The organism is Synechococcus sp. MIT S9452 (genome assembly GCF_047304245.1).
Taxonomy (GTDB): domain Bacteria; phylum Cyanobacteriota; class Cyanobacteriia; order PCC-6307; family Cyanobiaceae; genus RCC307.
In genome coordinates, this window is sequence record NZ_CP138956.1 from 471,875 (window position 1) to 492,389 (window position 20,515).

22 protein-coding genes are annotated in these 20,515 nt (G+C 62.6%); 7 read left to right on the forward strand and 15 right to left on the reverse strand.

The features are described 5' to 3' along the window. Positions 1-6: 6 nt before the first annotated feature. From sds to SIB46_RS02460, 5 genes are read right to left on the reverse strand one after another with little or no spacing between them, the layout of a single operon-like run. Complete coding sequence (sds, locus tag SIB46_RS02440; RefSeq protein ID WP_413296966.1) at positions 7-978, reverse strand: solanesyl diphosphate synthase; 972 nt, start codon at positions 976-978, stop codon at positions 7-9. A 23-nt stretch (positions 979-1,001) separates the two neighbouring features. After that, a complete protein-coding gene (gene murI, locus SIB46_RS02445; RefSeq protein ID WP_413296967.1) occupies positions 1,002-1,880 on the reverse strand; it encodes a glutamate racemase in 879 nt (292 codons plus the stop codon). Continuing rightward, on the reverse strand, positions 1,877-2,965 hold the full coding sequence (locus SIB46_RS02450; protein ID WP_413296968.1) for an N-acetylmuramoyl-L-alanine amidase: 1,089 nt from the start codon (positions 2,963-2,965) through the stop codon (positions 1,877-1,879). Before SIB46_RS02450 ends, murI begins: the two co-directional genes overlap by 4 nt. 8 nt (positions 2,966-2,973) lie before the next feature. Further along, positions 2,974-3,792 (reverse strand): carbon-nitrogen hydrolase family protein, encoded by an 819-nt coding sequence (locus SIB46_RS02455; protein ID WP_413296969.1) that lies wholly within the window; start codon positions 3,790-3,792, stop codon positions 2,974-2,976. 30 nt (positions 3,793-3,822) lie between these two features. Next, positions 3,823-4,560, reverse strand: a complete 738-nt coding sequence (locus tag SIB46_RS02460; RefSeq protein WP_413296970.1) for a 2-phosphosulfolactate phosphatase family protein — start codon at positions 4,558-4,560, stop codon at positions 3,823-3,825. 53 nt (positions 4,561-4,613) lie between these two features. Here SIB46_RS02460 and SIB46_RS02465 point away from each other — a divergent pair, with 53 nt between their 5' ends. Together SIB46_RS02465 and SIB46_RS02470 are read left to right on the forward strand one after the other, a co-directional pair. Continuing rightward, positions 4,614-6,146 carry a UbiD family decarboxylase gene (locus tag SIB46_RS02465; protein WP_413296971.1) on the forward strand — a complete coding sequence of 511 codons (1,533 nt, stop codon included), beginning with the start codon at positions 4,614-4,616 and terminating at the stop codon, positions 6,144-6,146. Beyond that, entirely contained in the window at positions 6,146-6,595 is a 450-nt protein-coding gene (locus SIB46_RS02470) for an Rrf2 family transcriptional regulator (RefSeq protein WP_413296972.1), read from the forward strand. Before SIB46_RS02465 ends, SIB46_RS02470 begins: the two co-directional genes overlap by 1 nt. Here the strand turns inward: SIB46_RS02470 and SIB46_RS02475 are convergent. Both SIB46_RS02475 and SIB46_RS02480 read right to left on the reverse strand, forming a co-directional pair. Beyond that, positions 6,574-6,936 carry a hypothetical protein gene (locus tag SIB46_RS02475; protein WP_413296973.1) on the reverse strand — a complete coding sequence of 121 codons (363 nt, stop codon included), beginning with the start codon at positions 6,934-6,936 and terminating at the stop codon, positions 6,574-6,576. The genes SIB46_RS02470 and SIB46_RS02475 overlap by 22 nt on opposite strands. Positions 6,937-6,998: 62 nt before the next feature. After that, on the reverse strand, positions 6,999-7,175 hold the full coding sequence (locus tag SIB46_RS02480) for a hypothetical protein (RefSeq protein WP_413296974.1): 177 nt from the start codon (positions 7,173-7,175) through the stop codon (positions 6,999-7,001). Between the two features lie 168 nt (positions 7,176-7,343). On the opposite strand from SIB46_RS02480, the gene aroA reads away from it, so the two are divergent. From aroA to glmU, 3 genes are read left to right on the forward strand one after another with little or no spacing between them, the layout of a single operon-like run. Further along, positions 7,344-8,657 (forward strand): 3-phosphoshikimate 1-carboxyvinyltransferase, encoded by a 1,314-nt coding sequence (gene aroA / locus SIB46_RS02485; protein WP_413296975.1) that lies wholly within the window; start codon positions 7,344-7,346, stop codon positions 8,655-8,657. Continuing rightward, entirely contained in the window at positions 8,629-9,546 is a 918-nt protein-coding gene (locus SIB46_RS02490) for a tRNA (5-methylaminomethyl-2-thiouridine)(34)-methyltransferase MnmD (protein ID WP_413296976.1), read from the forward strand. The genes aroA and SIB46_RS02490 overlap by 29 nt, the downstream gene beginning before the upstream one ends. Positions 9,547-9,555: 9 nt before the next feature. Next, a complete protein-coding gene (gene glmU / locus SIB46_RS02495; RefSeq protein ID WP_413296977.1) occupies positions 9,556-10,905 on the forward strand; it encodes a bifunctional UDP-N-acetylglucosamine diphosphorylase/glucosamine-1-phosphate N-acetyltransferase GlmU in 1,350 nt (449 codons plus the stop codon). Here the strand turns inward: glmU and SIB46_RS02500 are convergent, their stop codons facing one another. The 7 genes from SIB46_RS02500 to menD form a co-directional block, all read right to left on the reverse strand. After that, positions 10,906-12,294 carry a UDP-N-acetylmuramoyl-tripeptide--D-alanyl-D-alanine ligase gene (locus SIB46_RS02500; RefSeq protein WP_413296978.1) on the reverse strand — a complete coding sequence of 463 codons (1,389 nt, stop codon included), beginning with the start codon at positions 12,292-12,294 and terminating at the stop codon, positions 10,906-10,908. After that, positions 12,291-12,998, reverse strand: a complete 708-nt coding sequence (locus tag SIB46_RS02505; protein WP_413296979.1) for a hypothetical protein — start codon at positions 12,996-12,998, stop codon at positions 12,291-12,293. The genes SIB46_RS02500 and SIB46_RS02505 overlap by 4 nt, the downstream gene beginning before the upstream one ends. Next, entirely contained in the window at positions 12,998-14,521 is a 1,524-nt protein-coding gene (gene glgA, locus SIB46_RS02510) for a glycogen synthase GlgA (protein WP_413296980.1), read from the reverse strand. The genes SIB46_RS02505 and glgA overlap by 1 nt, the downstream gene beginning before the upstream one ends. A gap of 37 nt (positions 14,522-14,558) precedes the next feature. Continuing rightward, positions 14,559-15,143: a L,D-transpeptidase gene (locus SIB46_RS02515; protein ID WP_413296981.1), complete on the reverse strand. Its 585-nt coding sequence runs from the start codon at positions 15,141-15,143 to the stop codon at positions 14,559-14,561. Between the two features lie 4 nt (positions 15,144-15,147). After that, positions 15,148-15,693, reverse strand: coding sequence for a L,D-transpeptidase (locus tag SIB46_RS02520; protein WP_413296982.1), 546 nt, complete (start codon positions 15,691-15,693; stop codon positions 15,148-15,150). A 75-nt stretch (positions 15,694-15,768) separates the two neighbouring features. Further along, complete coding sequence (menB, locus tag SIB46_RS02525) at positions 15,769-16,644, reverse strand: 1,4-dihydroxy-2-naphthoyl-CoA synthase (RefSeq protein ID WP_413296983.1); 876 nt, start codon at positions 16,642-16,644, stop codon at positions 15,769-15,771. Then, complete coding sequence (gene menD / locus SIB46_RS02530; protein WP_413296984.1) at positions 16,617-18,341, reverse strand: 2-succinyl-5-enolpyruvyl-6-hydroxy-3-cyclohexene-1-carboxylic-acid synthase; 1,725 nt, start codon at positions 18,339-18,341, stop codon at positions 16,617-16,619. Before menD ends, menB begins: the two co-directional genes overlap by 28 nt. 47 nt (positions 18,342-18,388) lie before the next feature. Here menD and lepB point away from each other — a divergent pair, with 47 nt between their 5' ends. Together lepB and SIB46_RS02540 are read left to right on the forward strand one after the other, a co-directional pair. Beyond that, positions 18,389-18,940, forward strand: coding sequence for a signal peptidase I (gene lepB / locus SIB46_RS02535; protein WP_413296985.1), 552 nt, complete (start codon positions 18,389-18,391; stop codon positions 18,938-18,940). A 55-nt stretch (positions 18,941-18,995) separates the two neighbouring features. Then, entirely contained in the window at positions 18,996-19,331 is a 336-nt protein-coding gene (locus tag SIB46_RS02540; protein ID WP_011935555.1) for a DUF760 domain-containing protein, read from the forward strand. Here SIB46_RS02540 and SIB46_RS02545 read toward each other — a convergent pair. After that, on the reverse strand, positions 19,328-20,488 hold the full coding sequence (locus tag SIB46_RS02545; RefSeq protein WP_413296986.1) for a DUF4336 domain-containing protein: 1,161 nt from the start codon (positions 20,486-20,488) through the stop codon (positions 19,328-19,330). The genes SIB46_RS02540 and SIB46_RS02545 overlap by 4 nt on opposite strands. Positions 20,489-20,515 lie beyond the last annotated feature (27 nt).

The following is a 20,515-nucleotide window of genomic DNA, read 5'->3' on the forward strand; positions in this document are numbered from 1 at the left end:
AGCGGCTTAGTACAGCCGGCTCAAGACAAAATCAGGCAAGTCCATCAAGGCATCGCGCGAAGCACTGGCCGGCAGGAACTTGAGGTTGGTGGTGGACTCCCGGGCCATGGATTCAGCTAAGACCCTCGCCCGCTGGATGCCCTGGCTTTGACGCACAAGGTCCAGAGCTTGGTCAAGATCGTCGGGTTCGCTGAACTCGCGCTCAATCAACACCGCCAAGGAGGGGTGCTCTTCCATGGCATAGATCACTGGAGCCGTGAGGGTTCCTGACGCCAAGTCGGAGGCAGCTGGCTTACCCAACTGATCGTCACTGCCAGTGAAATCGAGGATGTCGTCAACGATCTGAAAAGCCAGACCCAACTGACGACCAAAACTGTGCAGCTGGTTGAGCTGATCGCGCTCGAGCTCGGAGAGCACGCCTGCGGCTTTGGCGCTGTTGGCCATCAAGGACGCTGTTTTCCAGTAGCTCTTTTCGAGATAGGTCTCGAGGCTCTGACCGGTGTCGTAGCGGAACAAACCCTGACGAATCTCGCCTTCCGCCAAATCCATGATTACGCGGCTGAGCAGCTTGACCACTTCAAGGTCATCCAAATTGGCCAAATGCCAACTGGATTGGGCGAACAGGAAATCACCGGCTAACACCGCCACGCGGCTGTTGAAGCGGCTGTGAACCGTGGGCACACCGCGACGGGTATTGGCCTCATCCACCACATCGTCGTGAACCAGAGAGGCCGTGTGGATCATCTCTGTGATCTGAGCCAGGCGGCGGTGGCGCAGGCTGAGCTCACCAGCTGGGTCAAGGGCCCGGCTCAACAACAAGACGATGCCAGGGCGCAGACGCTTTCCACCAGCACTAAAGAGATGCTCGGCGGCAGCCTGAAGAATGGGATGACCAGCGCCAATCAGGGCGCGCAAGTCGCTGAGGAGCTGCTCGAGGTCAGACTCGACGGGCTGAAGCAGTTGGGCAACCGTCGACATAGCTCCGCCTTGGTGCGCTGATCCTAGTGGTCGTGACCCTCTGGCTGGAGAGAAATCTGCTCAACCGGTGGCCGCTGGCCCAACCAGCGGGCTGATCCAGCAGCAAATTCAGCGGGATCTCCGGTGGCCACAACCCGGCAGGCACTGAGATCTGGCTCGGTGGCGGGCTGCCGTTGATCAGGGAACAGCGACAGGGTGAGATCGACCAGAGCATGGGCTGGATCAATCAGCTCAACACCAGTTGGCAGCAGATCGCGCAGCATCGGCTCAAGCAGCGGGTAGTGGCTGCAGCCCAAAACAATGGCCTCGACGCGAGCATCCAGCAGGGGTTCGAGATAGCGCTGCGCTGCTCGCCGCAAGTCCGGTGTGTCGAGCTGATGGGCCTCCACAGCCGGCACAAAGGCAGGGCAACCCATCTCCACGATGGTTAGACCTTGGCGCTGCGCCTGCAGGGCGCGCCCATAAGCGCCGCTGGAGGCTGTGGCTTCGGTGGCGAGCACGCCAATGCGCTGCTGCTGCACCTGACGGGCCACCGCATCAATCAAACCCAACACCGGCACCCCGGCTTCGGACTGGGCTACATCGAGGGCCAGGGCATTGGTGGTGTTGCAAGCCATCACCACGGCTTCAGCTCCCTGCTGACGCAGCCAACCCACCACCTCAGCGGCAATGCTGCGGATTTCAGCGCGATCGCGACTGCCGTAGGGAACCCGAGCTGTATCTCCCACATACACGCAGCGCTGGCCTGGCCGCTGGCTCAACAAGCGGCGCAACACGGTGAGACCCCCCAGCCCGCTATCGAACAAGCCCAACAAAGCCTGAGACCGCAAGCCGGTGAACTCCGATGTCGCCACGCGCTGCAACGAGAGGCTCAGGGCATCGGCAGAAGAGCTCAGGGTCATCCGGCCACTCTCAGATAGTTGAGGATTCCCACGGCGATCGCCAGTGCCAGCTGACGGCGGTGGGCGGGGTCAGCCAGATCGGCAGCATCGGCGGTTCCGGTAAGGAAACCGAGCTCCACAAGGCTCGCTGGGCTGTTGGTGCGACGGATCACGTAGAACCGCGCCTCCTTGACCCCTCGGTCTTTGCGCCTGACTGTCCTCAGGATTGAGTCGTGAATCAAGGAGGAGAGTTTTTTTCCCTGAAAGCTTTGGAAATAGAACGTCTCGAGTCCGTTGACCTCCGGCCGCCGCATGCTGATCGCATTGGCGTGGATGCTCACGAAGGCATCAGGGCGCCAACGGTTCGATAGCCGGGCGCGGGGAGGCAAATCCACTGTGGTGTCAGCGCTGCGCGTCATCTTCACGACCACGCCTTTGCGGCGCAGGTGAGCGGCCACCTGGCGCGAAACATCCAGCACCACATCTTTTTCACGGGTACCACCGATGCCGATAGCGCCCGGGTCTTTGCCCCCATGGCCGGGATCAAGCATCACTCGGTAGGCCCCGCGCCGAACCCACGGCAGGCTCGCCACCGTGAGGGTTCGCAGTGGGGCCCTAGAGCGACCGGGCCTTGTGGGGGCACTGGGGAAGGCCACCTCTCGCTCGAGCACCCCTTCACCCATGGCCACAAAGCGCTCGTCCTGAAGCGGGAAGCGCATGCGCCAGCTATCCCAGTCGAGGCCCATCAACCGCAGCTTGGAGGGGTCGAGTTCAACGCCACGCTTGAACTCAATCACCAAGCGCGTCACACCGCGCTCGGGCATTCCCACACGAATTTCGCGAACGGCCCCTTTGCCTGGGATCTTGCGCGCCCGCTGGGGGCTGCCAGGGAAATCAATCCAGATGCGGTCGCCATAGCGGCTATCGCCGTCTTTGAAAAACGCGTCGAGATCGAGGTTGGGGGAGGTGCGCAGCAGCAGTTCGCCGTTGGCCGTGATGGCCCAAGCCGCAAGACGGCTGAAGGCGCGGGCCGGAAGCACAGGGATGAGCTGAGCAGCCAGGACTCCCGCCATCAGGCTGGAAGCCCAACGGCGAGCCTCAAACATGGGCGGGCTCAGAACAGGGCTGGGCGACGGTGACGCAGGCTCGGCATCTGGGCGCGAATGCGCTGCAGGTGGTCGGTGTCGATCGGGGCGATGGCCACACCAGGGCCCACGCCTGCATCGGCGAGAACGGTGCCCCAGGGATCAATGACCAGCGCATGGCCGTGACTCTGTCGGCGCCCATAGTGCAGCCCGGTTTGCGCAGGCGCCAGCACGTAGCTGGTGTTTTCGATGGCGCGGGCTTGCAGCAGCACCTGCCAATGGTCTTTGCCGGTGTAGGCCGTAAAGGCGGCCGGCACCATTAACAACTCAGCACCGGCTCCCGCCAAATGGCGGTAGAGCTCGGGAAAGCGAACGTCGTAACAAATGGAGAGACCAACGCGGCAGAGCCCTGGAAGCTCTGCCACCGGCGGCAACGCGTTACCAGAGGTGATCGTGGTTGATTCGGTGTAAGTGTTGCCGTCGGGCAAATCCACATCGAAGAGGTGGATCTTGTCGTAGGTGGCCAGCACCTGACCATCGCGGCTCACCAGCTCGGAGCGGTTGAACGTGGCGGCTTCTCCGGCTGGAACCGGGAAACCACCGCCAAGAATCGCTACTTGGTAGCGGCGCGCCATCGTGACCAGAAAGCGGCTGCACCGCTCGGCCAGGGTTGGCGCCAGCTCGAGGCGTTTCTGCTCAGCCCCTAAGAAGGCAAAGTTTTCGGGCAGGCCGACCAGCTCAGCCCCGCGACGGGCCGCCAGATCAATGAGCTCCTCAATCTGGGCAAAATTGGCCTCTGGGTCAGGGGTGCTCGTGCACTGCAACGCCGCAGCCAGAAAGCTCTTCACCACAGTTCAGCCGGTCGCTAGTGACTGTAATCAGCTCAGCCGCAAAACACCCGGTTCGTCCTGGCTTGGAACCACTGTGAGGCTGTCGAGGGCCGCGCAGCAGGCCAAATCGGCATCGTGATCGCCCAAACGCTGCAAACGCTGGCCGTGGCTCGCCAACCTGAGTAGGGCTTCGGGCTGGTCCTTCCATTGCTGCCAGAGGGCATGGGCGGCGCAGGTTTCATCGTTGCCGGCCAGCTCCAGCAGGTTCACACCACTGCCCTCAAGCAGGGCATCCGCCAGCGCACCAGCCGCCAGGCTGTCTTCCAGGGAATACGCCCCCTCCCAGCCGCTGCCCACCATCCAGATCTGCTCAGGACTGTGCTGCAGCAGGCGCTGCGCCACGGCACGGCGATTCACCAGGGCAGCCGTGAGCAGCATGGGAGCGGTGCGCACACGATCCAGGGCTCGGGTGCCGTTGGTGGTGCTCATAAAAATACGCCGGCCGCTGACTCGATCAGGTGTGACCGCCAAAGGCGAATTTCCCAGATCAAACCCCTCCAGCTTTTGGCCGCCGCGCTCACCAGCGCGCAGTGATTGATCCTCCGGCCAGGCCGATGCTGCCGCATCAAGTTGAGCCAAATCGGCAAAGGCCTGAATCGCTTCAGCCCCGTTGTGCAGCGCCCAAGCCATCGTTGTGGTGGCCCGCAGCACATCGATCGCAACAGCGGCATCGGCCATGCCTTCGGCAGGAACGCGATCGGGGCTGTGGAAGTAGCTCAGGCGCATGGGCAACAGCTGGCTTTTGCGTGCGCGACAGTAGGGCCCTTTGCCGCGGGGCCATGGGCCAAAAGGATCTACAGGATTTCTTGCGGCTCGTTGAGCAGCGAGGCCAGCTCCGTCGCATCACCGCCCCCGTTGATGGTGATCTGGAAGCCGCTGCGATCGCAGATCGCGTCTTGGCCATGGGCGGGCCAGCCCTGCTATTTGAAAACGTGAAGGGGAGCTCGATGCCCCTGGTGCTCAATCTCTTGGGCACCGTTGAGCGGGTGGCCTGGAGCATGGGGCTCGAGCGGGTCGAAGAGCTCGAAGACCTGGGCAGCCGCCTGGCCCTGTTGCAACAGCCCAAACCGCCGAAGGGACTCAAGGAGCTAACCAGCTTTTCCCGTGTGCTCTGGGATCTGGTCAAAGCCAGACCCGACCGTGACCTGACGCCCCGCTGCCATCAAAAGGTGGTGCCTGAGGCTGAGCTCGATCTCAATCAGCTGCCGCTGATTCGCCCCTGGCCCGGCGATGCCGGCCGGGTAATCACCCTGGGTTTGGTGATCACCAAAGACCCGGAAACCAAGGTTCCCAATGTGGGGGTCTACCGGCTGCAACAACAGGATGCCCGCAGCATGACCGTGCACTGGTTGAGCGTGCGCGGTGGCGCGCGTCACCTGCGCAAGGCGGCTGAACGGGGCGAAAAACTTGAGGTCGCCGTGGCCCTTGGGGTGCACCCGTTGCTGGTGATGGCCGCCGCCACCCCGATCCCTGTGCAACTCAGTGAATGGCTCTTTGCCGGCTTGTATGCCGGCAAAGGTGTGCACCTGGCGCGCTGCAAAACCGTTGATCTGGAGGTGCCCAGCCACAGCGAGATCGTGCTGGAAGGAACCATCACCCCGGGCGAAACCCTGGGGGATGGCCCCTTTGGCGACCACATGGGCTTCTACGGCTTGGAGGAACCCTCGCCGTTGGTGCGCTTCCACTGCATGACCCAGAAGCGCGATCCGGTGATGCTCACCACCTTTAGTGGCCGGCCCCCCAAAGAAGAGGCGATGTTGGCGATTGCGCTGAATCGCATCTACACGCCGATCCTGCGTCAACAAGTCAGCGAGATCGTCGACTTTTTCTTGCCGATGGAGGCCTTGAGCTACAAGCTCGCGGTGATTTCCATCGACAAGGCCTACCCCGGCCAGGCGCGGCGAGCCGCCATGGCCTTCTGGAGTGCTCTGCCCCAGTTCACTTACACCAAGTTTGTGGTGGTTGTTGATAAGAGCATCAACGTGCGCGATCCACGTCAAGTGGTGTGGGCCATCGCTGCTCAAGTCGATCCGCAGCGGGATCTGTTTGTGCTCGACGACACGCCGTTTGATTCCTTGGATTTCGCCAGTGAGCGGCTGGGTCTCGGCGGCCGTTTGGCGATCGATGCCACCACCAAAGTGGGGCCCGAGAAACGCCACGATTGGGGTGAGCCCTTGGGCCGTGATGCCGAGAGCGAAGCCAAGCTCGATGCCCGCTGGCAGGAGCTGGGATTGGGTGATCTGATGGGCAATGAACCTGATCCCAGCCTGTTTGGTTTGCAGCTGGAACACGTGCTGAACCGGTTGAGCTGATGCTGACGCGCGCCGGAACAATCGCCTTGCGCGCCTTGGTTGAGCTGGCCCGGTCTCCGCAAAGCGTGCTGTCGGGCCCTGAACTGGCCAAACGCCAGGAGTTACCGGAGGCGCGCCTGGAGCAAATCCTGTTGCAATTGCGGCAAGCCCACTTGATCGAGGCCCGTCGAGGCCGTAGAGGCGGCTATCGCCTGAGCCGGCGCGCCGACGATCTCAGCGTTCAAGAGGTGCTCGATGCCGTTGGCGGCCGCAGGCAGCTGAGCCTTGAGATCGAGTCAGCAGAAGGTGCCGTTGGCCAAGCTGGACAACGGCTGGAACAACAACTGCAACAGCGGTTGCAACGGGCTATGGAGCGAGAGCTCTCCGAGCTGAGCGTGGCCGAATTGCTCTTCGACCAGCGCAGCTGGGAAGCCAGCCTTGATCCTGATCAGGGCTTGATGCTGGGTTGAGTGGCGCTGCGGCAGTGGTGACGTAAGGCAGAAGGTGCTGTCCAGCGATGAACACTGGCCAATGATTGAGCCCGGGTGATGCGCACCACCTTTGGCTTGGGCGTGCAGCGATACAGAAATTCGAACGGCTCCGCCGACTCGTTGGGGCCGCTGGAGACCTGCTTGTACATCAGAGGAAAGCCACTGGGGTCGCCGTCTTGCCAGCGGTAATCACAGATCAGTTGCTGACCATCCACGCAACCTTGACGAAGCCAAAGACCCGGTGGCGGTTGGGGCTCAGATCGAACGGCCTGGGGAATGGCCAGCGAGCTGAGCACCAACAGCAACAAGCCGGAGCGCATAGGGGCTGATCAGCACTGGTCGCAAGTTATGGCTTCAGCGCAGTAATGCAAGCCCCCAACAATCAGGAGCAGGTGTAGCTCTGACCTCGGTACGAGCACTGGCTGGGCTGCTCGCTTGGGGTGTCGTGATGGACGTCGACGTAGGCGACACCGCGATAGGCCTTGGCCATCATCAACTCAGCTTCAAAGCGGCGCTGAGCCTTGATTTGGCGGTCTTTGATCATCGAGAGGACGTTCATGGGGACCTCCACGTAATGCCCGCGTCCCCGTTGCCTGGCGCGGGTCTGACTGCACCCCTTGCTGGGGTCAACGTAACCACACTGTATGGCATTTGGTAGCAATCGCTACCGTTTTGAACTTTTGTGTTCTGTGCCGTCCTGCAGCATGGTGGCAACTTCCAAGCAGCTATGGGCAGCGTCTGCCTCAGCGGTGGCGGCAGCCTTCACGGCTCAGTGCGCGTCCCCGGCGACAAATCGATTTCCCATCGAGCTCTGCTGTTTGGAGCCATCGCCACAGGCACCACCACCATCGAAGGCCTGCTGCCTGCTGAAGACCCCTTGAGCACCGCCGCCTGCCTGCGGGCCATGGGCGTCACCATCTCAGCGATCGACAGCAGTGGTGTGGTGCGAGTGGCAGGTGTGGGCCTTGATGGTTTGCAAGAACCCGCGCAGGTGCTCGATTGCGGCAACTCCGGCACCACGATGCGCTTGATGCTGGGCCTTTTGGCTGGCCGTGATGGTCGCCATTTTGTGCTCGATGGAGATGCCTCCCTGCGGCGCAGGCCCATGGCACGGGTAGCCAAGCCATTGGCTCAGATGGGAGCTCAGATCAACGGGCGCGATGGTGGCAACAAAGCACCACTGGCGATTGCGGGGCAAGTGCTGAGCGGCGGCACGGTTCGCACACCCGTTGCCAGCGCTCAAGTGAAAAGTGCCCTCTTGCTGGCGGGTTTAACCGCCAGTGGCAGCACCACCGTGATCGAGCCTGCGCTCTCGAGGGATCACAGCGAACGCATGCTGCGCGCTTTTGGCGCTGAGCTGATCAGCCAGCCACACGCGGCTGATGGCCCCACCGCAGTTGTGCAGCCCGGCAGTGAACTCCACGGACAACATGTGGTGGTGCCCGGTGACATCAGTTCCGCTGCCTTTTGGCTGATCGCCGCCTTGGTGGTTCCCGGCACCGAGCTCACAATTGAAAACGTGGGCATCAACCCCACCCGCACCGGAATCCTGGATGTGTTGGAGCAGATGGGTGCGCCACTCGAAGTCCTCAACCAACGGGATGTGGCCGGCGAACCGGTCGCAGACCTGCGTGTTCGCCACAGCCCGCTGAAGGCCTTTGAGATCGGTGGTGACTTAATCCCCAGGCTGGTGGATGAAATTCCAATCCTCTCGGTGGCAGCCCTCTGCGCAGAGGGCACCAGCGTGATCCGCGATGCCGCTGAGCTGCGGGTCAAAGAGACCGATCGCTTGGCCGTGATGGCCAAACAGCTCCGTGCCATGGGCGCCGAGCTGGAGGAAACCGCTGACGGCATGGTGATTCCCGGGGGCCAGCGGCTCAAAGGAGCCCAGGTTGATAGCGAAACCGATCACCGCGTTGCCATGAGCTTGGCGGTCGCGGCGTTGATCGCTAGCGGCGACACCACCATTGCCCAAAGCGAGGCCGCAGCGGTGTCTTACCCAAGTTTCTGGGATGAATTGGCCCGATTGCAGCGGAGCTGAAGAGCCGCTGAAGCCATACCGCTGCAAGGACGGCAGCTTCAGCCTCTGGAGTGAGGCGTACGGCCAGGCATTTCACAGCAACCGGGGGGCCATCCAAGAGGCCCAAGAGACCTTTGTTGCGCCGGCGGGGCTTGAGCGTTTGGCGCCTGGCAGCACGCTGCGCGTGCTGGAACTGTGCGTTGGCACCGGAACCAACACTGCCGTGGTGCTGGAGGCCTGCCAGCAGCGGCAGCTGCAATTGCAGTGGTGGGGTTTGGAGCTCGACGCCCAGCCGCTGCAGCTAGCCCTGGCTGATCAGCGCTTTCAGCAGCAGTGGCCCAACAGCATCCTCCAAGCGCTGCAGGAGCGAGCCACCACGATTCATTGGGGTGATGCGCGTCAAACCCTGCGGGATCTGCAGAGCCAATTAGCTGGGCGCTGCGATCTGGTGATCCATGACGCCTTTTCACCCGGTGTGTGCCCGCAGCTTTGGAGCCAGGAGTTCCTTGGGCTGGTGAGCCAATGCCTGGCGCCCCGAGGCCGGTTGACCACCTATTGCTCAGCCGCTGCCGTCCGCCAAAGCCTGCTGGCCCATGGCTTGCAGCTGGCTGGATTGAAGCCGCCCGCCGGTAGCGCCAGCCATCAATGGAGCGGCGGCACGGTGGCCAGTCCAACGGTTCTGCCGCCAGGCAAACCGCTTGTGGCGTTCTCTCAGATGGAGCAGGAACATCTGCAAACCCAGGCTGCTCTGCCCTACCTCGATCCCAGTGGCCAGGGCACCGCTGCTGAGATCCAAGAGCAACGCCGCCAACAGCAGCAGTGCAGCGGACGCTTGAGCACAAGCGCTTGGCGCCGCCGCTGGCAGCAGGGGGAGGGCCTGCGGAATGCCGGTAGATTCCCGCCCAGTTGAGGCGTTGTGATGCTGGCGGTTGCCGTTCTGGCCGCGGGGAAAGGAACCCGCATGAAGAGCAACCTGCCCAAGGTGTTGCAACCCCTCGCGGGGGCCACCCTCGTGGAACGGGTACTGGCCAGTGCACGCAATCTCAAGCCCGAGCGGCGCTTGCTGATCGTTGGCCATCAAGCCGAACGGGTGGAGCAGCAGCTCAGCGCCGTGGGCGGGCTGGAATTCGTGCTGCAGCAGCCCCAAAACGGCACTGGCCACGCGGTGCAGCAACTGCTGGAACCCCTGAACAACTTCGAGGGGGAACTGCTTGTGCTCAATGGCGATGTGCCGCTGTTGCGCGCGGAAACCATCGACCAGCTCGTGAGCACCCATCGCAGCAGTGGTGCCCTGGTGACCCTGCTGACGGCACGGCTGGAGGATCCAACCGGGTATGGCCGCGTGTTTGCCGATGAGCAGGGCGCAGTGAGCAGCATCATTGAGCACCGCGACTGCAGCGAGGAGCAGCGCCGCAACAACCTCACCAACGCAGGGATTTACTGCTTCAACTGGACGGCCTTGGCAGAGGTGCTGCCCCAGCTGAGTACCGACAACGACCAGGGGGAGCTCTACCTCACCGACACCGTGGCGATGCTGGCCAAAGCCATGCACGTGGAGGTGGCTGATCCTGATGAGGTCAATGGCATCAACAACCGCCAGCAACTGGCGCAATGCGAAACGATGCTGCAAGAGCGCCTGCGCCAACACTGGATGGCCGAAGGGGTGACCTTTGTGGACCCAGCCAGCTGCACCTTGAGTGAGGGCTGCCAGTTCGGCCGTGATGTGGTGATCGAACCGCAAACCCACCTGCGTGGTCGCTGTCTGATCGGAGATGAAAGCAGGCTCGGGCCGGGCTCGTTGATCGAAGACGCCGAGTTGGGCCGTGGCGTTTCGGTGGTGATGTCGGTGGTTCGCGAGGCCACCGTGGGTGATGGCGTCAGCGTTGGGCCCTATGCCCACCTTCGTCCTGCGGCGGTGATCGGCAACAACTGCCGCATTGGCAACTTTGTGGAGGTAAAAAAAAGCACCGTTGGCGAGGCCAGCAAGGTGAATCACCTGAGCTACATCGGCGATGCCGAGCTGGGAGCCAGCGTCAATGTGGGGGCTGGAACCATCACCGCCAACTACGACGGGGTCAACAAGCACCGCACCGTGATTGGTGATGGCAGCAAAACCGGTGCCAACTCGGTGTTGGTGGCACCGATCCAATTGGGCAACAAGGTGACGGTGGCTGCTGGATCCACACTCACCAAAAATGTTCCTGATGGGGCATTGGCCCTCGGCCGAGCCAAGCAGCTGATCAAAGAGAACTGGGCAGGCCCGAGCTGATCAGCCGAGCAGCGGAATCAAGCGCTCCAAGGCAATCCCGCGGCTGGCTTTGAGCAGCACATGATCACCTGGGCTCAACCATTGCTTCAAGGGTTCAGCCACCGCTTCCGGACTCGCAACGCAGATCAATTTGCTGAGGCCAGCAGCACCCTGCATCACAGCGCTGGCTTCGGGTTCGCTCGCTACCACCACCAGCCCATCAAGGCCGAGGGCTGCCGCCTTTTCCCCCACTTGGCGGTGGAGGGACAAGCTTTGATCACCCAGCTCCAGCATCGTTCCCACAACGGCATAACGATGGCCACCGGGCTGTTGGCTCAGCAACTCCAGGCTGGCCAGCATCGCTTCGGGTGAGGCGTTGTAGGTCTCATCGAGCACGCTGACGCCGTTGATGTTCAAACGCCGCGCGCGGCCACCAGGCAGCGACACCGAGAGATCACGCAGCTGTTCGGCGGTGACCCCCAACTCTTGGGCAGCAGCGAGAGCCAGCAAAAAATTACGGGCGTTGTGGCGCCCCTCCAATGGGTTGGTGAGCTTCAACCCCTGGCTGGCCAACGTGATGCTCTGCCCCTGCAGTTGAGCTACCCAATCGGGGGCTGGTGTGCCTGGCTCCAGGGTGTCATCACTGAGCGCCACCCGTTGCACCCGACCACTCCAAACACGGCTCACCTCGGCTTCCAGCAGTGGATCACCAGCGGGAATCACGAGCAAACCCGAAGGCTTGAGGCAATCAGTGATCTCACATTTGGCCTGGGCAATGGCGGCCCGGCTGCCCAGACGGCCGATGTGCGCGGTGCCGATGTTGGTGATCACAGCCACATCAGGTTCAGCGCAAACGCTGAGGCGATGAATTTCGCCCAGGCCGCGCATTCCCATCTCCAGCACCAGGCCGGCATGGCTGCTGTCGCTGCGCAACATCGTGCGGGGAACGCCAATGTCGTTGTTTTCGTTGCCAACGCTGCTCTCAATGGCCCCCAATGGAGACAAGCAAGCCTTGATCAACTCCCGGGTGGTGGTTTTACCCGCTGAACCGGTGACGGCCACCACGGGGCAATGGAGTTGACGGCGCCAAGCCAAGGCGATCTGCTGGTAGGCGCTAAGGGTGTCATCGACCACCACAGTGGCCAGCTGCTCCGGCACATAACCAGCCCAATCACGGGCGATCAGCGCGCCAGCAACGCCAACGCTGACGGCCGCATCGAGAAAATCGTGGCCATCGAAGCGTTCACCCCGCAAGGGAATAAACAAATCACCCGGCTGCAACGCGCGGCTATCGGTGCTGATGTTCTCAAACGTCCATGCCAATGTGGTCGGGTCAGCTGGAGCGTTGCGGCGCTGCACCGGAGCATCCAACAAGCGGGCCAGATCCTGCAGGCAAAGCGAGGGGCTCATGGGTTGGCCAGGTTCCAGAGGATCATGCCCTCGCCAACCTGGGCTGAGCGCCCCACAAGCTTGCCAGTGGCATCAACGAGCTGCAGGTTGTCGTAACCGATCGAACGGCTCAATTCCAACCAGTGATCGGCCTGTTGCTGACGGGCAGAGGTTGTAAGCGCAGCAAACCCATCGCTGGGGGTGAGCTCCAGCACGCCTTGATCAGGAAGCGGATGGATCGATGCGATCAAATCAGCGGATGAGCCCTCCTCCAGCAAGGCCAGCAGCGGATCCAAACTCACCACCGGTTCAGCCGGCAGTGGCATTGGCTCGGGCTCCGGCACAACGGCTGGCAGGGGCTCAGCGGCCGGGAGCGGCGGCTCAAAAGCCTGTTGCAACTGCTGCTCCACCGGCAGCGTTTGCTCGACCACCGCCACCGGCTTCGGTGTGGTTCCGCGGCTAAGCAACAACGGCAGGCTCAACACGCTCAGGGCCACAGCCAGTAGCAGCGGCCAGAACCAGGCGCTCAGCGCCTGGGGCCAAAAGCCTGGAACCGATAGATCACCTTCGCGGTTGCGGCGCCACAGCTCGCGCAGGCGCAGCAGGCTGGCGGAGCCAACAGCCGGTAAGTCCCGCGCCAGATCCTGCCGAAGTTGCTTCCAGGGGCTGCTCCAGGGAACGGGCAGCAGCGATGGCTTCTCCGGTGTGGTCTGGGGGCCGTCCATCAACTGCCGTTTCGGCGCAGCAATCCAAGGGGATTAAAGCGCCGCTGGGGGTTGGGGTCAGCGGCTTCAGCCGCTGCACGGGCGGCCTGCTGTTCAGGCGGCTGGGGAATCGAGAAGGCTGCCACCGCATCAGCTTCTGGTGTGGGCTCCTTGATTCCGCACACATCGCGGTACAGGCGGTCGTATTCCAGGGCTGAACGGGCCCAACTGAAGTCAACCTGCATCACCCGCTTCATCAATTGCTGCCAGCTGTCTTGATGGCGATAGGCCTCCCAGGCGCGCACCAAGGCGGTGTAAAGGTCAATGGCTTCATAGCGGTCGAAGCAGAAACCATTGCCCTCTTGAGTGGCAGGCACATAGGGGGGCACAGTGTCCACCAGTCCGCCAACGCGGCGCACCACCGGAATGGTGCCGTAGCGCATCGAGAGCAACTGGCTGATACCGCAGGGCTCAAAGCGCGAGGGCATCAAGAAGGCATCACTGCCGGCATAGATCAGCCTGGAGAGGTCGTCGTCGTAGGTGAGGAACGAGGCAAAGCGGCCGCCGTGCTGACTCGCCATTTGCCATAGGCCCGATTCCAAATGGCGATCGCCGGTTCCCAGCACCACGATCTGGGTGTCGGTGTAGGCGAGAAAGCGTTCGGCCACCTGCAGCAGCAGGTCGACGCCTTTCTGGTCCACCAAACGGCTCACCAAACCGATCACAAAGGTGTCGGGGTTCACCTGAAGGCCCATGCGCTCCTGCAGAGCCTTCTTGCAGATGGCTTTACCGCTGAGGTCAGCGGCGCTGTAGGTGGCGGGAATGCGCGCATCAGTGGCGGGATTCCAAGCCTCCACATCAATGCCGTTGAGGATGCCGCGCAGCTTGCCGCTGATGTAATTGAGCAACCCCTCCAATTTTTCGCCGTATTCGGGCGTGCGGATCTCTTGGGCGTAGGTGGGTGACACCGCATTGACGCGATCGGCATACAGCAAGGCTGCTGCCATGGTGTGATCGCCCTGCATATACCAGGGGCACCAGGTCATGCGCTCGAGCTTCCAGCGCCATGGACCTTGGTATTTGAGGTTGTGGATGGTGAAGACCGTGCTGATCTCGGGGTCTTGATGCATCCATACCGGGATCATGCCGGTGTGCCAGTCATGGCAATGCAGCACCTGTGGCTTCCAGGAATTCCAAGCAAATTCAGAGGTGGCGCTAGCGAAGAAGGTGAAGCGCCAGTCCTCGTCTTCACCTCCATAGATGCGCTCACCATCAAAAACCGGATGGCCCACCAAATAGATCGTGAGCCCGGTCTTGGGATGACGGGTCTCATAGACCGCGAAATCAGTACCCATGGTTTGGGCACGCCAGATCGGCTCGCTGGGCACATCAAGCTGGGACCAGAGCTTGCCGTAGCCGGGCATGATCACGCGCACGTCGTGACCAAACTCAGCCAGGGCTGGGGGCAGAGATCCCACCACATCTCCCATGCCGCCGACTTTCACCATCGGTGCGCATTCGGCCGCAGCAAAGAGGATGCGCATCAAAGTCCCGCCATGTGCGGGGGACTTTACGGAGTAATCAAGGCAGAACCGTTACTGGAGTGCCGGTGCGCACACGGTCAAACAGGTCGCGGACGTCTTCATCAAAGAGCCGCACGCAGCCATGGGAGACCGCATGGCCGATGGTCCAGCGGTGGGGTGTTCCGTGGAAGCCAGCGGTAGTGCAGCCTTTGATGTCGAGCATGCGCTCGCCGTCAAAGCCTTTGCGCCCCACACAGTCCTTGTAAAACCCGATCCAGCGGCTGCCCAGCGGATTCTTGGGATCTTCGCCAGTGACCACCTCCCCGGTTTGGGGATGGGCCCAGGAAGGATCGCTGACCTTGTTAAGCACCCGGAAGTTGCCGGCTGGGGTTTCCCAGCCGGCCATTCCCACTGCAACCGGGTAGCGGCTCAGCAACTGCCCCTGCTCGATCAACAGCAGCTGACGGCGGCTGCGATGCAGCACCAGATGCCGCCCAGCGCGACCGACCACGCCTGCAGGCAGCTCGGCGAGCTGCAGCTCCAAAGGACGCAGGGGATGGTCGGGATCACTGAGGGGGCCGGCCTGCAGCGGGGTCACTACAGCCATCAGCGCTGAGAGGAGCAGAGGTTGAAAGAGCCGCATGACTTCAGTCGATAACGCGGACGCGAGTGCCTTCCTTCACCAGGTCATAGAGAGCCACGGCATCGCGGTCAAACATTCGAACGCAACCGTTGCTTGCCGCCGTACCGATCGACTTCACGCTGCCGGTGCCGTGGAACCCGATCTCATTGCAGGCACCGGGGCGAAAAGCCGGAGGGTTGGCGTCGAGCGAGGTGCGATTGCCGCAGGTGTACCAGAAGCCAATCCAGCGGGTGCCGATGGGGCCGAGGGCATGGGGCTTGACCTGGCGGCCGGTCCAAGGGCTTGACCAGACCGGGTTTTTCATCATGCGGTGCACGGTGTGCTCACCCAGTGGGGTTGGTGCATCAAGGCGACCCACAGCCACCGGGAACGTGGCTACCACCTGACCGTCGTGGAACACCTTCACCTTCTTGGTGCTGCGGCTGAGCTCCAGCAGGGTGATGGGGGATTTTTTGAGGGCCAGGTCGGGCTCTTCCCAAGGAAGGGCTCCGGCACTCGCCGCCGAGGGCAGGCCGAGAAGTAGGGCCAGAGGCAGCAGCAGACTTTTCATTGGCGAGGGGAATTCCCCCTTCTGCTAGCCAGTGCGTCTCATTGGTCTCAGCTGTCTTTATTTATTTCTCAGGGTTTAAGGCAACCAGGGCTGATCGGAGAAATCCGGAGCCCGTTTTTCGAGGAAGGCGTTGCGTCCTTCTTGGCCCTCTTCGGTTCGGTAGAAGAGATGGGTGGCCTGCCCAGCCAACTCCTGCAATCCGGCCATGCCATCGGTGTCGGCATTAAAAGCAGCTTTGAGGCAGCGGATCGCTGTGGGGCTGTGCTGCAACACCTCTCGCGCCCAGCGCAGACCTTCAGTCTCCAGTTCAGCGAGGGGAACCACCGTGTTCACCAGGCCCATCGCCAAGGCCTGCTCGGCGTTGTAGCGCCGGCAGAGGAACCAGATTTCACGCGCCTTGCGCTGGCCCACCAACCGGGCGAGATGGGCGCAGCCATAGCCGCCATCAAAGCTGCCAACCCGTGGGCCGGTTTGGCCAAATTGGGCGTTGTCGGCTGCAATGCTCAGATCACAGAGCAGATGCAGCACCTGGCCGCCACCGATGGCATAGCCGGCCACCAGGGCAATCACCACCTTCGGCAAGCTGCGGATCAAGCGCTGCAGGTCGAGCACATTCAGCCGCGGGGTGCCCTGCTCATCGATGTAGCCGCCATCACCGCGCACCGACTGGTCACCACCAGCGCAAAAGGCATAGGCACCATCAGCAGCCGGACCGGCTCCGGTGAACAGCACCACACCGATGCGGGGGTTATCGCGCACCCGGGCAAAGGCGTCATAGAGCTCGCTGACGGTGCGAGGCCGAAAAGCATTGCGTTTCTCAGGCCGGTTGATGCTGATGCGCGCAATTCCCTCATCAGCCGACAGCTCAAAGAGCACGTCGTCGTAGTTGCCCTGAGTGATCCATGGGTAGGCGGGCACAGCCATCAAGGAGCTGGTGTCTGCTCCCACCATGGCTTGTCACGCAACTCCTGGCGCAGCTGGGCATCACGGCCCCGGTCGGTGGAGCAACGCAGCAGGCGGATCGCATCACCAGGCTCCAGAAGCCACTGCAGATTGTCAGCCAGGGTTTCCATGGCACTGCAATCACGGGCCGCGACACCATGAGCTGCCGCCAGCGCCATGGCATCACAGCTCTGGGGCATGGCAAAGAGACGATCAAAATCGATCGACTGCCTCGGAATCGGTAACTGCTCAAAGACGCCACCGCCGGCGTTGTCGATTAGCACAATGCGCAGCTCTGCAGTCAGCTGGCGGCGCCAGAGCCAACCATTGGCGTCATGCAGCAGGGCCAAATCACCAGTGACCAGCACCAGGCGCTGCCACTGCTGGGCGATCCCAGCGGCCAGCGAGAGGGTGCCATCAATGCCGGAGGCGCCCCGAAAGCTCACGATCGTGCGGTGGCCGCTCTTGCGGCCGGCAAAGCTTTCCCAATCCCGCACCGGCGAGCTGCTAGCCAACATCACTGGCCACTCGGAAGGCATCAGCTGCTGCAGGGCGCGGGCCAAGGCCGGTTCGCTGCAGGGGCCCTGATGGGGGAGCTCGTGATCGAGTTGCTGTTGCAGTGAGGTTTCCGCTTGCTGCCAATGGGCGGCATCAGCTCGGCTCGCCGCTGAAGGCTCTCCCTCTGGCAGCAGCTGGACCCAAGCAGCCAGCCCATGGGGATGTTGCTGGCAACCGCTGGCTAAAGGGTCCTGCCGCCGCGGTTCGGCTTCGGTGATCACGAGCTGGGGTCCTTCGAAGGCCTGCAGCCATTGCTGCAAGCGGCGGCTGGCTGGCATCGAGCCCAAGCGCAACACCTGATGGGCTGGCGGCAACCGCTGCGGCTGAGCCAGAAGCAGGTCGTAACCGCTGATCAGCGGCAAGGGCAGACCACGAAGCCCGGAGGAGGCATCCGCCAGGATCGGCCAGCCGGTGCGCCGGTTGAGCTGCTGCAAGGCGGCCACAAAGCGCCCGCCGTGGCCGCGCCGCCAGGGCCCCACAACAATCACCCCGGGCTGATTGGGATCCAAAGGAGCCAGGCTGCTCAGCACTGGTGGCTCAAACAATGGGGGCAGTTCCTGGGGCGCCGGCGGGGCAGCAACCGGCAGCCCACTGAGATCGGCATGCAGGGGTTCATCAAAGGCCAGGTTGAGGTGCACAGGCCCTGCCGGCGCCCCGAGGGCGTGGCGCATGGCCGATTGAGCTAGGCGCAGCAAACGCTCGTCAGTGGCGTCGTGCAGACCTACAGCCGGTCCTTGAAGCAGGGCGCGGCAAGCCGGCTGCAAATAGGCCTCCTGGTTCACCGTTTGATTGGCGCCGCAAGCCTTGAGCCGCTCAGGGCGATCAGCCGTGAGCAATAGCAGGGGCAAGGCGCTGAAATCAGCCTCCACCGCTGCCGGCAGCAGATTGGCCACCGCCGTTCCTGAGGTGGTGATCACCGCGGTGGGCTGGCCATCGCCGCGGGTTTGGCCCAAGGCAAAAAAACCAGCTGAGCGCTCATCAATGGCTGTTGTCAGTGCCAGGCCATGGGATTCCAACCGCGAGGCCGCCAGGGCCAATGGACCGCTGCGACTACCTGGGCACAGCACGGCCCGCTTGAGCCCCAACCCCATCAAGGCCGACAGCAGGGCTTCAGCGGCGCGGAGATTGTCAGCAGCCTCGATGCTCAACGGGGGGCTGGTGGCGCGTCACGATTGTGCTCGCCGATCGCCCAGTGATGGAACAACGGGACACATGGCGCCAGCAGCTGCAGGGGCTCTTGCTGGTGGTGGTGGTGGCCATCGCCCTGCGCTGGGGCGTGGTGGAACCGCGCTGGATCCCCTCGGAATCGATGCAACCAGGTCTGCAACCGCAAGATCGGATTTTGGTTTGGAAGCTCGGGCACCGCTTGGGGCTCAGCCCCGGCCGCAATGCGGTGGTGGTGTTCCGCACCCCGGAGGTGTTGGCTGCCGCCGGATATGACCCCAACGCAGCACTGATCAAACGGGTGGTGGGGGTCCCTGGGGACGCGATTGCCGTTGAGAACGGCACCTTGCAACGCAATGGGCTGCCGGTACGCGAGCCCTGGATCGCTGAAGCGATGGACTACCAACTCGAGCCACTGACGGTGGAGGAGGGGAAATTGCTGGTTTTGGGGGATAACCGCAATGCCAGCCTCGATTCCCACCTCTGGGGCCTGCTCAAAGAGGCCGATGTAGTGGGCACAGCCCGTTGGCGCTACTGGCCTTTGGCGGATTTTGGACCGATCAGCGCTCCAGCGGTGGGCTGACGGTCAAATCTGCTGATGCTGTTAAGTTGTTTCCTGGACAACAGCCAAGGGCGGAATGTTCAACCCGGAATTTCTGACCTCGGAGTCCGACGCGATCAGCGGAAACGACCTGATCAAGTACCTCCAAGAGCAGAGCCCGGATGTGCTGCAGCGAGTCGCCCGCTCGGCCAGCCCTGAAATCCAAGAGATCATTCGCCACAACGTGCAGGGCCTGCTGGGCCTGCTGCCTGGCGAGCAGTTCGAAGTCAAGATTCAAACCAGTCGCGACAACCTCGCAGGCCTGTTGGCCTCCGCGATGATGACGGGCTACTTCCTTCGCCAGATGGAGCAGCGCATGGAGCTCGAAGGCGCTGTGTTTGGCCCCGACGGCGACGAGCCCATCGATCTTTAAGGCTTCGGCACCAAGCCAAAGCGTTCCACCTGGTGGTTGAAAGAGCGCAGGAAAGCCCTGTCTTGCAACTCAGCAGCAGGTTGATCCTGCTGCTCCCAGGCATCGGCTAAGGCGCTCAACTGGCTGGGCGTGCAGGCAATGGGTGCGTCGAAATGGGCGGGCACAAGCTGCTGAACCGGCAACTGAGCGATGCGCCGCAGCCACTGGCCCATCAGGGGGCGCTGCCGCGGAAACACCAGATCCTCAAGGATGGGTGCCACACGCAGCTGTCCATCACGGCTGATCGCTGCGAAATCCTGCTCCCAGCCGCTGCGCCAACGAAAGGGGAAGCGCCTCCACACCTGATCAACAGCCTGCGGCTTGAGACAGGTGGCAAACAGCACCAGGCGTTTCCACCCCCGCAAGCGACGCTGCGGGCAGTCGTCCATCGGTTCTGTGCCGTCGTTGCGGCCGTGATAGAGCAGCGGCTTGGGATCAAGATCCAATAGCTCGGGCCAGCGCTCGGAAACAGCGATCAAGCCATCGGTGCAAAGCAAGGTGCCGCTGGTGTGATGCAGCACGGTGGCCTCGCAAAAAGGGCCAGGCCCCAGGGGCAACGGACCCAGCCGCTCCCAATGCAGTTCGTCGCCATGGGGCACCCCATCGTCGAACAACACCTTGGTGCGCTGTGCTGGAAAACCGAGCCAGCTGAGCGGTAGCGGCAGCGGAAAGCTCCACTGCCCCGGCGTGACCCACACGTCGGCCGTTGGGAACGCCCGCGCCATCGCTGGCACACCCACCTTGTGCTCCAAGCCGGAACTGGTGGGATGCACGATGCTCAGCACGGGCCCATGCTCAGCTTCCAGCTCCCGTACCAGGGCGATGCACTCGGACGTGGCGGCCACCGGGGCATAGAGCAACAAGCCAGTCTTGAGCTTCACCGCGGTCATGCGGATGGGCACGGCCACGAAAAACACCCCTTGAAGCTGCTCAAAGCTCCAGATTTGGCCGGGCACCAGCTCACGCCGCAGCGTGCGCTTGTGGCCAAAGGGGTAGAGGGGCAGCAGCGGCCACCAAGCCCAGTTCTGATCAGCCGGTTGGACTCCGCTTACCGCCACGCCATCTGTCAGTGGTGCCTCAATTGTGCAGAGCCAGAGGCAACCACTGACAACGGCCATGGCCATTTGCCTTGGTGACTGCTAGCG

Bases quoted from the DNA above. Each gene is read 5' to 3' on its own strand.
- SIB46_RS02460 (WP_413296970.1), bottom strand. From the start codon at position 4,560: ATGCGCCTGAGCTACTTCCACAGCCCCGATCGCGTTCCTGCCGAAGGC.
- menB (WP_413296983.1), bottom strand. From the start codon at position 16,644: ATGGTGGGAGCAGACACCAGCTCCTTGATGGCTGTGCCCGCCTACCCA.
- SIB46_RS02475 (WP_413296973.1), bottom strand. From the start codon at position 6,936: ATGCGCTCCGGCTTGTTGCTGTTGGTGCTCAGCTCGCTGGCCATTCCC.
- SIB46_RS02470 (WP_413296972.1), top strand. From the start codon at position 6,146: ATGCTGACGCGCGCCGGAACAATCGCCTTGCGCGCCTTGGTTGAGCTG.
- SIB46_RS02480 (WP_413296974.1), bottom strand. From the start codon at position 7,175: ATGAACGTCCTCTCGATGATCAAAGACCGCCAAATCAAGGCTCAGCGC.
- SIB46_RS02465 (WP_413296971.1), top strand. From the start codon at position 4,614: ATGGGCCAAAAGGATCTACAGGATTTCTTGCGGCTCGTTGAGCAGCGA.
- SIB46_RS02500 (WP_413296978.1), bottom strand. From the start codon at position 12,294: ATGAGCCCCTCGCTTTGCCTGCAGGATCTGGCCCGCTTGTTGGATGCT.
- glmU (WP_413296977.1), top strand. From the start codon at position 9,556: ATGCTGGCGGTTGCCGTTCTGGCCGCGGGGAAAGGAACCCGCATGAAG.
- lepB (WP_413296985.1), top strand. From the start codon at position 18,389: ATGGAACAACGGGACACATGGCGCCAGCAGCTGCAGGGGCTCTTGCTG.
- SIB46_RS02545 (WP_413296986.1), bottom strand. From the start codon at position 20,488: ATGGCCGTTGTCAGTGGTTGCCTCTGGCTCTGCACAATTGAGGCACCA.
- sds (WP_413296966.1), bottom strand. From the start codon at position 978: ATGTCGACGGTTGCCCAACTGCTTCAGCCCGTCGAGTCTGACCTCGAG.
- murI (WP_413296967.1), bottom strand. From the start codon at position 1,880: ATGACCCTGAGCTCTTCTGCCGATGCCCTGAGCCTCTCGTTGCAGCGC.
- SIB46_RS02520 (WP_413296982.1), bottom strand. From the start codon at position 15,693: ATGAAAAGTCTGCTGCTGCCTCTGGCCCTACTTCTCGGCCTGCCCTCG.
- aroA (WP_413296975.1), top strand. From the start codon at position 7,344: ATGGGCAGCGTCTGCCTCAGCGGTGGCGGCAGCCTTCACGGCTCAGTG.
- SIB46_RS02505 (WP_413296979.1), bottom strand. From the start codon at position 12,998: ATGGACGGCCCCCAGACCACACCGGAGAAGCCATCGCTGCTGCCCGTT.
- SIB46_RS02450 (WP_413296968.1), bottom strand. From the start codon at position 2,965: ATGTTTGAGGCTCGCCGTTGGGCTTCCAGCCTGATGGCGGGAGTCCTG.
- SIB46_RS02515 (WP_413296981.1), bottom strand. From the start codon at position 15,143: ATGCGGCTCTTTCAACCTCTGCTCCTCTCAGCGCTGATGGCTGTAGTG.
- SIB46_RS02490 (WP_413296976.1), top strand. From the start codon at position 8,629: ATGAATTGGCCCGATTGCAGCGGAGCTGAAGAGCCGCTGAAGCCATAC.
- SIB46_RS02540 (WP_011935555.1), top strand. From the start codon at position 18,996: ATGTTCAACCCGGAATTTCTGACCTCGGAGTCCGACGCGATCAGCGGA.
- glgA (WP_413296980.1), bottom strand. From the start codon at position 14,521: ATGCGCATCCTCTTTGCTGCGGCCGAATGCGCACCGATGGTGAAAGTC.